Annotated in this window: 12 protein-coding genes; 3 read left to right on the forward strand and 9 right to left on the reverse strand. The window is 31.2% G+C overall.

Annotated features, from left to right (window positions below):
• Positions 1-85: 85 nt before the first annotated feature.
• Positions 86-1009: a hypothetical protein gene (locus tag R9X47_RS09685; RefSeq protein ID WP_432666598.1), complete on the forward strand. Its 924-nt coding sequence runs from the start codon at positions 86-88 to the stop codon at positions 1007-1009.
• A gap of 147 nt (positions 1010-1156) precedes the next feature.
• On the opposite strand, the gene R9X47_RS09690 is transcribed toward R9X47_RS09685, so the two are convergent.
• Positions 1157-2968 carry an HD domain-containing phosphohydrolase gene (locus R9X47_RS09690; protein ID WP_432666599.1) on the reverse strand — a complete coding sequence of 604 codons (1812 nt, stop codon included), beginning with the start codon at positions 2966-2968 and terminating at the stop codon, positions 1157-1159.
• Positions 2969-3193: 225 nt separating this feature from the next.
• Here R9X47_RS09690 and R9X47_RS09695 point away from each other — a divergent pair, with 225 nt between their 5' ends.
• Positions 3194-4219: a patatin-like phospholipase family protein gene (locus R9X47_RS09695; RefSeq protein WP_432666600.1), complete on the forward strand. Its 1026-nt coding sequence runs from the start codon at positions 3194-3196 to the stop codon at positions 4217-4219.
• An 86-nt stretch (positions 4220-4305) separates the two neighbouring features.
• On the opposite strand, the gene R9X47_RS09700 is transcribed toward R9X47_RS09695, so the two are convergent.
• The gene (locus tag R9X47_RS09700) at positions 4306-5115 is read right to left on the reverse strand and encodes a hypothetical protein (RefSeq protein ID WP_432666601.1); all 810 of its coding nucleotides are present in this window, start codon (positions 5113-5115) and stop codon (positions 4306-4308) included.
• A gap of 9 nt (positions 5116-5124) precedes the next feature.
• Complete coding sequence (locus R9X47_RS09705) at positions 5125-6258, reverse strand: hypothetical protein (protein ID WP_432666602.1); 1134 nt, start codon at positions 6256-6258, stop codon at positions 5125-5127.
• Positions 6259-6549: 291 nt separating this feature from the next.
• On the opposite strand from R9X47_RS09705, the gene R9X47_RS09710 reads away from it, so the two are divergent.
• Positions 6550-7941 carry a hypothetical protein gene (locus R9X47_RS09710; protein ID WP_432666603.1) on the forward strand — a complete coding sequence of 464 codons (1392 nt, stop codon included), beginning with the start codon at positions 6550-6552 and terminating at the stop codon, positions 7939-7941.
• A 100-nt stretch (positions 7942-8041) separates the two neighbouring features.
• Here R9X47_RS09710 and R9X47_RS09715 read toward each other — a convergent pair whose 3' ends face one another.
• The 6 genes from R9X47_RS09715 to R9X47_RS09740 form a co-directional block, all read right to left on the reverse strand.
• Positions 8042-9841 (reverse strand): BlaR1 family beta-lactam sensor/signal transducer, encoded by a 1800-nt coding sequence (locus R9X47_RS09715; RefSeq protein ID WP_432666604.1) that lies wholly within the window; start codon positions 9839-9841, stop codon positions 8042-8044.
• Between the two features lie 17 nt (positions 9842-9858).
• A complete protein-coding gene (locus R9X47_RS09720; protein WP_432666605.1) occupies positions 9859-10242 on the reverse strand; it encodes a BlaI/MecI/CopY family transcriptional regulator in 384 nt (127 codons plus the stop codon).
• A gap of 130 nt (positions 10243-10372) precedes the next feature.
• Positions 10373-11182 carry a class D beta-lactamase gene (gene blaOXA / locus R9X47_RS09725; protein WP_432666606.1) on the reverse strand — a complete coding sequence of 270 codons (810 nt, stop codon included), beginning with the start codon at positions 11180-11182 and terminating at the stop codon, positions 10373-10375.
• 270 nt (positions 11183-11452) lie between these two features.
• Positions 11453-13651 carry a leucine-rich repeat domain-containing protein gene (locus R9X47_RS09730; RefSeq protein WP_432666607.1) on the reverse strand — a complete coding sequence of 733 codons (2199 nt, stop codon included), beginning with the start codon at positions 13649-13651 and terminating at the stop codon, positions 11453-11455.
• Positions 13652-13666: 15 nt separating this feature from the next.
• Positions 13667-14230 carry a hypothetical protein gene (locus R9X47_RS09735; protein WP_432666608.1) on the reverse strand — a complete coding sequence of 188 codons (564 nt, stop codon included), beginning with the start codon at positions 14228-14230 and terminating at the stop codon, positions 13667-13669.
• Between the two features lie 42 nt (positions 14231-14272).
• Positions 14273-14983, reverse strand: coding sequence for a GDSL-type esterase/lipase family protein (locus tag R9X47_RS09740; RefSeq protein ID WP_432666609.1), 711 nt, complete (start codon positions 14981-14983; stop codon positions 14273-14275).
• Positions 14984-15122 lie beyond the last annotated feature (139 nt).

Raw genomic sequence — 15122 nt, forward strand, 5'->3', positions numbered from 1 at the left:
CATGTATAAATTAAGATTTACTTGGAACTCTCTATACTTAAATATATATAATTACTCTAGCTTTAGTATAGAGGGGGAATTTCCCATGTCAAAAAAGAAAGTCGCACTTTTCACATCTTTAATCGTAGTACTATTGTTCGTAAACATCACTTTAGGTGTCTTGATCTATAAAGCTTTATATGGACATAGTGAGGAAGAATCCATGTACTTATCCTCTGAAGCGATTATTGAAGATGGTGCTAAATTTGTTTTGCAGCATATTGATTATTTTAATGCTGCAAGTTACGACAAGGCATATAATAACTTTTTCAAAGGTTTTAAAGAATCCGTTTCTCTAGATGATTATATCTTTGCACAGTCTCTACGAAAAGAGCTTTATTCTAACTATGAATTTATCGATTACACCTTTGACAATGCAGATGATCATTATAAGGATAATAAGATTACTTATGATAAGAAGATGACATTCACCTTTAAACTAGGATGTACATCCCTTGTGCTAGATGAATACTTTGAAGATGAATATATATTTAATGTACTATATAAGGATAATAGGTTTTATCTGTACGATAAAAGAGCACATTATAACGAAGATCTTGCCCTTTATTACGCCAGCTTAGCCTATGTAGATTTAAGGGCTAAGGACTATAATTCCTCTTTAACAAATGCCCAAGAAGGTCTCCGTTATAATCCTAATATGTTATCTATATATTTTATCAAGGGACAAGCAGAATTTATGCTAAATAAGTATGAGGATAGTATACAATCAATGAATAATGCCCTAATGGATAATATGACTTTAGAGGACAAAGCCTATGCCTACACTACCTTAGCTGCTTCTTATGCATATCTAGGTGACTTTGTTAAGGGAAAAGAATTTATTGATAAAGCTATGGAATTGAACCCAAATGATGAGTTTAGCAAAATTGTAAAGTCTCAGATTGAGGAAAACTTAAGTAGTTCTAAAGGTACTTATAGAACACTTACCTATAGTGACAGCAACACCTAAAGACTCTAGGGAATTTTCACAATAATAGTTGAGTACATTTTATTAATTAGAACTGGATTCTACTAAACATGAGTATGTAAATTAATCGGATCTAAATAAATGTTTAATCGCAAACTAACATTTATTTAGATCCTTTATTATTCTTATCTAGACTTCTTTATATTCCTGATAAATCTTTTCTATTTCTTCCCTTGCATCTAAAAAGGCTTCTACTATGATGGGATCAAAGTGCTTATCCTTTGATTCTTCAATAATTCTATAACTCTTTTCTAGACTGAAGGCTTCTTTATATGGTCTTTTAGATGTTAATGCATCAAAAACATCTCCTACAGCAGTTATTCTAGCAGCTAATGGAATCTCTTCTCTCCTTAATCCATATGGATATCCTGTACCGTCATATTTCTCATGGTGACCGGTTGCAATCTCGGCAGCTATTTGAAAATAATCAATATTGAAGGACTTAAATTTTATATCTAAATTCTTTAATACCTCTCCTCCTCTAAGGGTATGGGTTTTCATTATTTCGAATTCTTCATCAGTCAATTTACCGGGTTTTAGAAGTATATTATCTGGTATTGAGACCTTGCCGATATCGTGCATTGGTGCTGAGATTTTAATATCTTCAATAAACTTTTCATCTATTTCATCCTTGAACTTTCCATTTTTATAGAGATTTCTAGCAATAATCTGAGAATAGTTAGACATTCTAATTAGATGGTTTCCCGTTTCCGGATCTCTTGCTTCCGTAGTTTCTGAAAGACTTTCCGTTACTATCGATAGAAGACTTGTAAACAGAAAGCTCTTATAAAAGGCCAAAGTTATTTTATCACTCAGAATGCTTATAAAGTTAATACGGCTCTCATCTATATCTTTACTTTCCTCAAAGTCAAAAAATACTGTTCCTAAATTCTTATTATCTATAATTATAGGAAGTTTAATTACATTTTCCTCTACAGTGAGCTTTTCATATAGATCTAATTCACCATCAAATAATTTATATGTTGAAACTTTCTCATTTTCAACGCTCCTTGTAGTTAAGCTTCCGTCTGTCTCTTCATAGTTTATAGCAATGCTCCTAAAGGGTAAAAACTTCTTGAAATTCTTATCAATATAAATTAAAATCTTATCCAGTTGATTTTCCATAATAATTCTATCTTCTAACCGGAAAATTTCCTGTAAATTATCTATAAAATAATTGAATTTATTATACAATTCCTTAAACTCATCATCTTTCTTTCTATAAAACCTTTTACCGAAATCACCTCTGCTCATTTTTATAAAAGCCTCTTTAATTTCAGTGAATGGACCATATAGATCCTTCCAAATGATATAAACCAATAGTATAAATATTAGACTAGCAAATACTATACTCATAAGCTGCATTCTTTCACTTAGGTCTTTCTTCTGATCTGCCTCATTTTTGCAAATTTCCGTAATATAATCAGCTGATCTAAGTACTTCCTTATTTAGCTCTTTAAAGTCATTATATTTGTTTCTATACTCTTCATAGTTAGTAATATTTTCTTTATTCATTAAATAACTTACAGAGTCTTTTACATCCTTCCACTGACCTTGACTCTCTTTAATTGCATCTAAAAAAATCTTTTCAAAGTCTTTTCTAAATTTCAGCTCAACAACTTCATCTTTATCAATTGGGTATTGCTTTGTCTCAAAGGCATGTAGCATAAATTCTACGGTATCTATGTACTTATTTACAGTTTCAATATTTTCAGAGGATTTTTCTTCTAGAGATGTAGGTTCTATTAATGCAAATTCTGCGGTATTTCCTGATATATTTATAACTCTCTCAATAAGCAATTTTTGTTTGCTGAGTAACTCAGTTAAAATCATATGTTGTTTTTGAGTATCTATTGCTATATAGCTAGTAAGAACCGTTGATGCCAAGGCAATAAATACAAGTAAAAATATAATTATTATCTTTGATGATAACTTTTTCATATAAGTTAGTCCCCCTTGTTTACAGTATCCGACTTTTTTTCTTCCTATTATCTTTTATATCTAAAAATTCGATTGTTAATCATATTTTTTTTATTTTCTCGGATTTAGTAGATAAATCATATGAATTAGTAGCAATCTCCATAACTTTACAAATTAAACTTCATAGCTAGACTTCTCTCTGAATATCATAGCATTAGGAGAATTAATTGCGTGAGGAGGGGTATCATGTCTAATAATTATAAGAACTTAGTTTTCGAAGGAGGAGGAGTATTAGGCATAGCATATTTAGGTGTTCTAAACTTTTTAAGTGATCAAGATGTATTGCAGAATATAATGAGAGTAGCGGGGACATCGGCGGGGGCAATAACTGCGTGCTTAACTAGTTTCTCTTTGCCTTTTAATGAAATGAAAAGAATGGCTGATACGTTAGATTATTCAGAGATACCTCAAAAAGGTTCTCATCCTGATTTAGATATGGTTCCTGATGCTTTGAAAAAACAGTTTGAAAAAATATTAGGGGATATTGACTGTATATATAGGTTACTAACGGACTATGGATGGTATTCTAGCGAATATATTTATTACTGGATCAGAGAACAAATAGCCTCTCAATTCAATAGCTTAGAAAAGCTTCCACCCTATACCTTTGAAGATTTTAAGAACCCTGATATCCATATAAACCAGAGACCTTTTTTAGATCTATATGTTATTGGTACAGATATATCTACTACTTCATCAAAGATCTTCTCTTATGAGACTACTCCTCATATGGAGGTTGCTGAAGCAATAAGAATCTCAATGTCAATTCCTCTTTTTTTTGAATCAATAAAGGTTGATAAGGAGGATCAATTAGGAAGCCCTATATCTCATATTTTTGCCGATGGTGGTATTATGAGAAACTATCCTATCAGTATATTTGATTATGATTATTTCAATGACATAATGGTTGATGGCTTTAACGTTCAAACATTAGGATCTAGATTTAAGAGTAAGATAGAATATAAGGAAATAAAAAATTTTATCGATTACATTGAAAATTTACTTAAGTCTTTCCAAAGAGTTCAACAGGATATATTTACCCATAGTCCCCAAGATATATTAAGATCTATTGAAATAGATACAAAGGATGTATCCTTTGTTGACTTTGATATAGAACCTGGTGATGAGACTTATGATTTCTTATATCGACAAGGTTATAATGCTGCTAAAAATTATTTTGAAAAAAAAGTGCTTTTATCTAGATTCTTTTAAAAAATATGTTTACTAAAAAAAACTAGGCCGTCAATAAAAAAACTCAAATTCTACATCTTGGCAGAATTTGAGTTTTTCTGATCTTTTTAATCCTCTGTATTCATAATTACGCTCAAAATACAGTTTCTATTTATAGCCTCTTCTATTAGATTAGTATCTATAATACTATCCTTTTCATAAGTCTTATTTGCAACAACTATTTGATTTATCAACTTTTTACCTAATAAATATCTATATCTAGAGTAAATCAGATCTGTTTCAGTATCGTATGTTTCTTCCTTGTATTCTTCATATGGAATGGCAGTATCTTCAGATTCTATATTACTTACTTCTTCCTCATTCGATTCTTTATCCGTCTCGCCAACTGCAATCTCGTCTCTAATCCCTTTCTCTTCATGAGCCACAGTTAGAAATACTTCACTATTCTCCGAAGCAGTATCTACATGCTCTTCCATAATCTTTAAATCTACAATAATTACATTTCCTATTTTAATAATCTTCTTTGCTCCTATATAGCTTCCATCAATATGTATACCTTTTATTGTATAGTCTGTATCCATCTCTATTCCGGTAACTTGACCAACAAATTCACCAGTTCTAGTATATAAACTCATTCCGCTATACACAATTTGACTATGTGAAAAATGTATATTTGCCCCAGTAGACTTCTCAATCATAAACGCATCTGGTCCAATAATTAAATTCTCTATTGGGATTTCTATATATCTATTAATATAATTTCTATATGTACTTAAATGAGGTTCATATTCACCTTCAACCGATGACAATATCGCAACTAGTCGATTATCCTGTATTATGGCTCCTCTCACCATTCCAAGTCTTTTAGCCTCTTTAGAAGCAATGATAGGGTGTTTCTCTAATAATTTGATAAGCATATTTCTCACCTACTCTTCATTTTTTTCAGCGTTATCTTTATACATTCTGTAATACATGCTACCTATTACATTATCAAATTCACCCATATTACTCTTTAAGCAAATGAAGTCATTATTTAAATATTTGTCCAAGTCATTAAATAGTATTGCACTTCCTCCACCGCATAGTATTATGTTGTTACTATTGCTGAAGAATTTTGACTTAGCAAATTCCCTTATATCCTTGTTCAATTCATAGGCAAAATTATCAAACACACTTCTTACAATCTCATTGATATCAATATTAATGCCTTTCTTAGCTTTTATAATTCCTTTACCGTATCTTATAATATTGTCAATTTCATAGGTAAAAGGCTTTCTATCGAGCTTATCCCTATAGTTATTATAAACCATCATTGAAATTTTCTCATAACAGTCCATCATGCCCTTTTCAAAGGTATTGACACCTACAACCTTCATTCCATCAAATGCAGTAACGTTAATTTGTCCTGAGCCTATATCCCAAACGATACTTTTCTTATTGTTTTTATACTCATTTTTTACCCTTCCGTACTCATCAATAGCGTGGGAATAATAGGTAGCTATTGCTTCAGGACAAAATGAGATTCTTCCTATTTCAAAATTTGTTTCTGCTATAACCTGATTTGTATTATATACATTATAGAACAATACTTTAAAATGCCCCTTCAGATTATTATTATATTTGGAGATAGAAGATTTTCTATCAATGGCATATTCTATCAAAGGCTGATTAAGTGTTATATCTAGGCTGAGATTCTCTTTATTGGTCTTGTAAAGGTTATAGGCTATACCCGCAAGAGTTGAGAAAACTATGACTGAATCTCCAGCTTTTCTCACATATCTGTTTCTATCCCTTATAAGTAAACCCTTGTCCTCGGCTGCCTGTCCTACCAGCTTTTTTCCCAGCGATTCTCCATCTTTTATTATCTCAACAAGCATTGTTTCAATGCTGACATTTTCTAGTTCATCTTCCATTCCCCATTGATCAAAGTTTAATCCATAATTTAAATCCACCTCAGCTTGGGATACAATGGTAGGAAAACTGAAGGGTTTTTTAAGCTCCTCCATTACTTTAGTCAGTCTGTTTCCTCCGTCCACATAAATTCTAAGATCCGAACCCATGAATATGCCCTCCTTAAATATATTTTGATAAATACTCATCACTTCCAATAAGAAGTTTTTAAGCTGCATAAATTGACAGTATTATTGAAATTTCTACAATTATATAGTATTATAATAATTTTATGATACAAAATATGTCATAGAAATAAGTCTCAGGTATGACTTAGGCTAGGTCTCAGGTCCCATATTTTTAGATACCTAGTCTCAATTTTTTGTAAAAAATTGCATAACCGCCAAGCTAATGATATTATTAATCATAAAATAGAAATTCGTACAGGGTAGGTGTATGAAATGAATTCAGATTCTAGAGCAATTCTTCAGGTCTTACAAAAGTGTATAATAACTACAAGTATATCATCCTTAACTTTCTATGAGAAGACATTGTCTGGTTCAAGGTTCGATGCACTTTTAATATACAACTGCCTTCAAGAGCAAAATACTGAAACCATACCAGCAGCCCATAAATATGAAATTATTATAGATTTTAAAAACGATGATATCTACAATATTCTTGTTAAAATACTTAATAGACTATTAAAATTTGATTGTGATCTATATGTAAAGATTCTTGATATTCCGATGTCTGATAACTCAGATGTTAAGTTATGTATGGATCTATTAAAAAAGCTAAGAAGTAAAAATCTAATAAGACTCAAGATCAGAGGTGATAAAACTCATAGGAAGATTAAGGCTTTATTAAATTCTCCACTTGACAATGTCACCTGTTTTATTGGCCCTGGCAACACGGGAAAAACTTCTATTATAGCTTCTGTAAGTGAATTGTTTTGTAACGAGAATCAGAATATTGCTCTGTTAGATTTGACAAGTGGACATAAGCTCAAGGAGTATTTTCCATATAGTAAAAATATATCTGATATTGCTCCATGTCATAATAACACCGAGGATGCTTCTTCTGATCTTCAAAATAAACAAGATAATTTTCCATGTTTATATACCTATGAGACCTCAGCAGAATGTAACTCTTCAGAGATCATTTTTCTTTGTAAAGCAATTAAACATCTAAGCAAGTCCTATGATTCTGTGTTAATAAATACAGATGATCATGCAGTATCCAACCTCATAGGTATATTTAAACTTTTTACCAGCATTTTTATTGTACATGATTGTATGATCAATAAAATACATTCAACACATAAAATGCTTTTAAAGTTACAAGGCTCAGGTGTAGTAACCGAGAAATCAGTATCAATAATATATAATAAAGTAGTAAAAAGAGCTTCCGATATGGGAAATATTGAAGAAAGATTAATTTTTACTAGGGATAGTAATGGGCACTTGATACCCCTAATTGATATAAATTGCATGACTCTAGAGATATCCCATAGCAAGAAAACAGCAATAGCATTGAATAATAAGATTACAGCGAAGGAAAATGCTCTTAATAAAGCTTCAATAAGTTATGTAGTAAATATTCAAAGACTCTATAATTCAATTAATAACATTGAGGATTGTGACTACAGCGATTTACAGGTCAGTGAATTTGTTCGTAATCATATATATGATGTTATACATAATTTTCTTTCACTGAAAATATATCAACCCTTGGAAAACAGTGTAAGATTAAACAATCTATATAGATTTGTTAAGGTAGGATTCGAAAGATTGAAAAACTCAATAAAAGAGTTAAGTAATAGATACTTCAAGAGAAAATTTGTATCCTAAAGCAGTTCAATTTTAAAGCACAAAGGTGCTGTACTCATAAGAACCTTTTATGAGACAGCACCTTTTTATTACATGATCTTCTCATAATCATGCGTATTTTCTAATATAACCCTCTGTCCTTTAAGATAGACAATGCTATTCTACGAGCATTAGTTCCATCGGCATTATTGTCACCTTCGATATTTACTGCAAAGAAGTATACCTTCTCTTCCTTTTCTATATAACCTATAAACCAACCATTTACAGCTTTGTTATTTACAGCTCCTGTACCGGTTTTTCCAGATAAAGTAGAACCTTTACCCTTTGATATTCTAAGAACATTTTTTAGGATATCAATATTTTTACTATCAAAAGACATTTCATTATTATATATTTTTCTAAGTATGTTGACCTGTTCGATTGGTGAAATTTTTAATGAAGATTGTGCCCAAAATTCCCTTATGCCCCCAGAAATATCATTATTGCCATAGTCAATTAATTTTAACTTCTCCTTCAGTTCCCTCTCACCTATGGCTTGATTCACTCTTTCAAAATACCAGTTGGCAGAATACCGCATTGCTGATGCCAATGTATGATCCTTATTCCAAGGCTCTATGGGATATTGAGTCCCATTCCATTTTAATTCTGTATTCTCATCTTCTATAATTCCATTCTCTAAACCTATTAATGATGTTATGATCTTAAAGGTAGAACATGGAGACATGGGTTTCTGACTTTTAAGTTCATTATATATATAGTATTTACTATCACTTTCATCAAGTAAAACAAAGCTGCCTTCATATCCTTTAAAATATTCCTCTAAGTTCTCGTACAAAACCTGATCTGGAATAGTGGTAGCATCTATGCCTATACTAGTCTCTGACATACCTTTTCCATTTGTTAATATAATACATGATAATAAAGTAAATATAGCTAGTTTTCTTATCTTTATTGATTTTAACTCTTCCTTAAATGAGGCTATCATGGAAATCCTATTTTTTATATGGGATTTATTGCTACTAAAACCTGCTATCTGAGGAACAGACGAAGAGAGCGCGGTGTTTTCTAACATTTTGATTATGGTAAAACCATATTTTCTATATTCTTCCGGTTTAAGATAGGATAGCACATATGCATCACATGCAACCTCTCTATCCTGTCTTATTCTATAGAAGGAATACCATATTATAGGATTAAACCAATGAATTATCTGTAAAGCAGTAGTAATCCAATTAACAATAATATCCTTCCTTTTATAATGTGCCAATTCATGAAGTATTATATATTCTAGCTCATTATCTCCCAATTCCGCTAAGATCTTCTTAGGAAATAGTAGTGTAGGATTAATAATTCCAAAAATTACAGGGCTTTTAAGTTTATTGGTGCTAGCTATTTTAATTTTTTTATTAACCCCCATTGTCTCTCTGCAATTTTCAACGAGTTTTATAATGTTCCCTTTTGAAATATACTCTTTATCTCTTAATCTATTATAAAAATAACTATTGTAAACAACAACACCCAATGAAATTGCTATTACTCCCATTATCCAAATCCAAAATTTTATTTGAATGGATGAAGAAACTACAGTTTCATTTACAGAAAGAAAATAATCGCCAGGCATTTTAACAAGTTCACCAATCTGACTATTATTACTCATTTGTTGTTGAAAGCCTCTATTTCTATATGTATCATTATTAATCATAATATTTGAAAGATAGTTATAAAGATTAAAGAAACTAAAAGAAGCTTCAGGAGCGAATGGAATTGACATTCGAATCAACAGTAAGGACCATATTAAATAATGCCATCTCGCTCCTAATTTTTTCTTAAATATATACTTAATAAACAGAATAAGTAATGCCACAACGCTGGCTAACAAAGACGAACGAATTAACCATGTTAAAAATATCTCAATCTTCATTTTTATTTACCTCACTATTATTCTTTCCCCTTCTTTTTATCATTGAGAATTTGCTTAAGCTCTTCGATCTCATCTACACTTAATGCCTCATCTTCTAAAAATTTTGTAAACATTAAATTAAGAGCACCGCCATAAACACGTTCTAAAAAAGTCCTATTTTCTTCTCTTATACATTCATCTTCTGTAACTATGGGATAGTAAAGGTACTCTCTACCATCTTTATCAAATGAAATGGCCTCTTTTTTTATAAGCCTATTTAACAAGGTTCTAATCGTTCTATCACTCCAGTCACAAACTCCCTCTAACTCATCAATCACCTTATTGGCTGTGATAGGAGATTTTTCCCAAATAATTTTCATTACCTTCCATTCCGTATCAGATATCTGAGGAACTTTTTTCATTTCATCACCTTTTTATTTCTAGTTTTATCTTAGTATATCATTGATAAGGAAATAATTTAACCCAGATTATTCATAGAGAGTTTAAAGTATATATAGTTTTAACTCTCATATGAATACTCTGATTTTAATTCTATTTTAGAATATCTAATTCCTTTAGAATTTCCTTTGTTATTGACCTGGCTTGCACTCCTCCAATCTTCTCTCCTTCTCCTGAATCTGGTTTTTCTAGTCTAGTTACAAATATATATGGTTTTTTCTTTGATACTGCATATCCTACATACCAGCCTACCGTATTAACTCCATTCTCCTCAAATGTACCAGTTTTTCCTGCAAATATTGTATCCTCTGTTTCCTCATGTATTAACATTTGCTTTACAGTTTGGATATTCTCTCTATCAAATGGCAAGTCTTCATTGTATAGTCTCTTAACAAATTCAAATTGCTCATTTGGCGATATCTTCAGTGAAGCATCTAACCAAAACCTATCTATCTTGTCTCCTATTACTTGATTTCCATATCCTACACTTTTAATATACTTCTCCATTCTTTCTCTACCGACATCCCTAGCCACTGCTTGAAAATACCACACCACTGAGTTTGATACTGCCGAGGCTAAGGTATGATCTTTATTCCATTGTGGTATAGAACGTTCTTTCCCATCCCATTTTTTTAATGCATTTTCATCTTCTACAACTCCAGTTTGCAAGGCTATTAGGGAGTTCAGTATTTTAAACGTAGAAGCAGGAGCAGTCCTTTTTGTTAATTCATCTTCATTGTAGATTATGTATTTATCATTTTCAATGTCATATAGTTTAAATACTCCTTTGTAACCGTTAAAGTGCTTTTTAATATCGATATCACTACTCTTTTCATTTGTAAATGCTACAACACCTCCTAAAGCTAATATCAATACAAACATAATAGATATTTTCTTTATCACTTTGTAGACCTCCTTAGATTTTATCAAATATTACAACCGTAATACTTTCTTTATTAATATTACACTTGTAATATCAAATTGTCAATAGAATTTCTTATAAAAAAGTCTTTAATGAAGATTTCTAATGTCGACTTTTTTGAAACACATATACGGAAATTACATTTATCCACAACTTTAAGAGGCTTATAATTTCCTATGTGTTATAAAAATAACCCCTCTAGAGATTTTATTTTTCTCCTAAGGGGCTATTATCAATACTACTTAATATTTCTAATCGATGGATTTTCTTATTAAATTCCAAGTATCTAAATATATATCTGAGCTATAGTCTGGAATATTTCCAATTCTCCATAATGATATACCGCCGAGACCTAGGTCCTTTGCAAGTTGAATTTTAGCCGATACACTTCTGTCGTCCTCATACCAGATTGAATTGATAATGCCTTCTTCAGCATATCTAATATAAGGACTCTCATATATCTTGCTATACCCTATTATATCATCTATTTTCTTACCGGACTTAATTTCAGATTGTATTCTATCAGCCAAAGCACTGTATTTAGGTGTATATGGCACCTGGCTTAATACTCTTCCCTCACTAACCTTCCATTGATTTATCGAGAAGTTGATTTGGAGCCACATCTTAGAGCTATATTTTTCTCTATCAATCTCGTTTAGTATGTTTATAAGATCGCCCTTTATCTTTTCTAAGGGCGCATTTGGATTGTCTACTATCTCGTTGTCTACTTTTAACCTGTTGCCATTTTTAATATCGTAGTCATGAAGCATAAGAATTACTTTATCGGATATTTCCACTATCCTTCCAAAATCATATGAACTTAATGGAGAAATAGCAACAACTAAGTTCTTATTATGTTTAGTCAGCTCTTTATAGAGTTTTTGTAAAAACTCAACGTAGTTTTCTTTGTATTCTATCGGTAATCTTTCGAAGTCTATTACTACTCCATCAAAGGTTAGATTATTATAGCCACTATTTTCTCCCCTTAACAGAGTTAGGATTTCATTTATCAATACATCAGAATCATTAAATATCTTATCATAATTCTGTGAAGCATATATATTGATATTAGTCTTTATATTCTTCATTTTCATATATTCTACTAACTCTTCATAACCCTCAGGTATATAGAAATCATCATTTGAATCGCTTATACTGATAAATGATTTTTTCTCTTCATCATCATAGTCAACAAAGGCCCAACCAAAGGATATAGAGTCAAAATCAGCAATACTCTCATTTTCTTTAAAACCCTTGTATTGCTCATTTGAGGATATAGCATAAAAACCATTAAGCTTTAGTCCTTCCTTTTCTCTTTGATTCGCTTCTAATATCAGCTCATCGATACTAAGTAAAGGCTTTTCACTAGTATTTGATAGTTTTTCCAACTCTTCATCGCTAAGTTCAAAGTCCTTATTTATTATATTTCTATAGTAGGATACTATAGGGCTATAATCATTTATATGGTTGCCATACTTCATAAAAAGACCTTTGATATTTACAAGGTTTCTAAGGACACTTATATCAGTAATATTATTCTCTGTAAAATATAGATTTTCTAGATTTATAAGTCCACCTAATGGTTCTAATGATTTTATTCTATTCCCATTTAGTGATAGTTCCTTTAGGCTGGTTAAATTCTCTAGTGGAGCAATATCACTTATAGAGTTCCTCTGAAGGTATAAAACCCTTAATTTAGTTAGTGACTTAAGCTCCTCAACGTTCTCAAGATTATTATTGTCTAGGTAAAGCTCTTCTATATTTGATAAGTGCTCTATTCCACTTAGTTTGTTAAGATTTTTATTTGATAAGCTTAAGCTCTTAATTGAGTGCACATCTGCCTTCGTTAGTGGCTCCTCTAGTTTATTCAACTGTTCTCTAACAGCCATTTCAAGTATTTCATTGCCTAGGTTCACTTTAGAGCTTTTATAGTAAGCCTTGGAATTTATACTAAGTCCATTTTCCTCACTCCATATTAGAGTTAGCTGGAAATCTTCGTTCAAATATTTTTCAACGAGAGGAAAATAGGTTATGCCATTATAGACTAATATAGGATGCTTGGAGTTATCATTATCTAGGAGCCTCCCGTTAAGATAAATATCAAAGCTTGGTTTTACAGCATTATAATATTTATCCTTATCATTATTAACGGACCTATCCTGAATGATCTCTTCTGGGCTTCCACCAGTGTTTATTGTAAGTCCTTTTTCCTTTGACCACTTACTTTCAAACAATAATGCTCCATTGTATTCCTGGATTATAGGAAAATATGTTATCCCATCATAAACTAGAACTGGATTTATATTGTGAGTATTATCTAACTGGACACCGTTTATATTTATTTTAAAGCTAGGGAACTCCATAAGATACGCTTCACCTTCCTGAGCGTATATTCCCTGCATCATTCCTAACATAATAATAAACAGAATAATAACTATCTTTCTTTCCATATATCCTTTTCCCCCTTATACTCCCTTATTTAGATAGTCTATCATCAAATTTGTCTTAGAATCTTTTTGTTTTTCTAATATGCCTTCCACTCTCTGTATTTTCTCTAGAAGTTGGCTCTTAATCTTCAATTTTTTTGCCTTCACTAGAAAATCCCTTGAAGTCTCACTTTTCCCAGCAACCCCCGCCAATAATGCCAACTGAAAATAGACAATTCCCTCATCATTTTCAGTCCTTAACCCATAGTCCAGTGCCTTCTCATAACAATTTACTGCTTCAACCAAATCCTCTTCACTGGTTTCAACATAGGCTTTAATAAAATAGTAATAACCTTTATATGTACGACTTAACCAGTCAATCTTTATGGTCTCATTCAAATACTTCTTTGTTTTTTCAAGGTTATTTTTCTTCATATGTCTTAAAGCAACATTAATAGATCCGTATCTAATCCAATTGAAAATATCTAAAAGGATCAATGTAATGGATAAAATACTTACCGGTATCTTATCTATTAGTACAAATATGATAGTAAAAAAAGTAAATAAAACTATTTTTAATATTCTAATCCTCTTTGAAAACAAAATATCCCTTCTTCCAATACCTTTTTATATTCCCTATTTAACTTATATATTTGTTAACAATGGAGAAATGATATCTAGCATCATTTCATTACCCCTAGGTGTTAGATGTAATCCATCAAGGTAGATTTCATATTTATTTTCTTCATCTATTTTTTTATGTAATTCTCCGCAGAAATCTATAATTTTAACATCAAAGTTATTGCTAAACTCTATTATCCATTCTCTTAATTCAAGCAACTCTCTATTTACTCTATTAAAATCCGTTATATTACTCCATTCTGCTCTAGCCATATCTGGCTCACTTAATGGCTGAGTTGCAATAATAGGTATTATTAAATTTCCACGGGCTTGATGAGCCATTGTGGCAATATTGGATTTGATAACATTTAAGGGAACTTTCATAATAAGATCATTTGCTCCCCCCATAATAATAACATTGGAAGGTTTATTTTCTACAACATCCCTATAGAACCTCGCTAGCATTCCTCCAGTGGAATCTCCATTAATCCCCTTATTTGATACCTTAATACCATGTTTATCCTCAATTAATCTCGTCCAAACTTGGGATCGTCTTAATCTATAGCCATAGGTTAAACTATCGCCTATACACACTATTTTCAAATTTATTAGCTCCCTTCCGAAAATCGAATTATATAGAGATTCAAATAGAATCATTAAGTTCTGATATATGAACTCCATAAATCTAGTCCCTTCATTAAATCCATCATTCAAAACTGATACTTTCTTGTTCAAAATTATTTTCTCAGTTCCATTTCATAACCTAACCCTATAATAGCATTTATATGGACAAGCTTTTCAATTCTTTTTCATCCTCATCTACGGTCAACTTAATCCTTCTAACCATCAGTACTTACAATAATTATATCACCAA

It is taken from the genome of Wukongibacter baidiensis (assembly GCF_050888315.1).
In the GTDB taxonomy this organism is placed as follows: domain Bacteria; phylum Bacillota; class Clostridia; order Peptostreptococcales; family Caminicellaceae; genus Wukongibacter; species Wukongibacter baidiensis.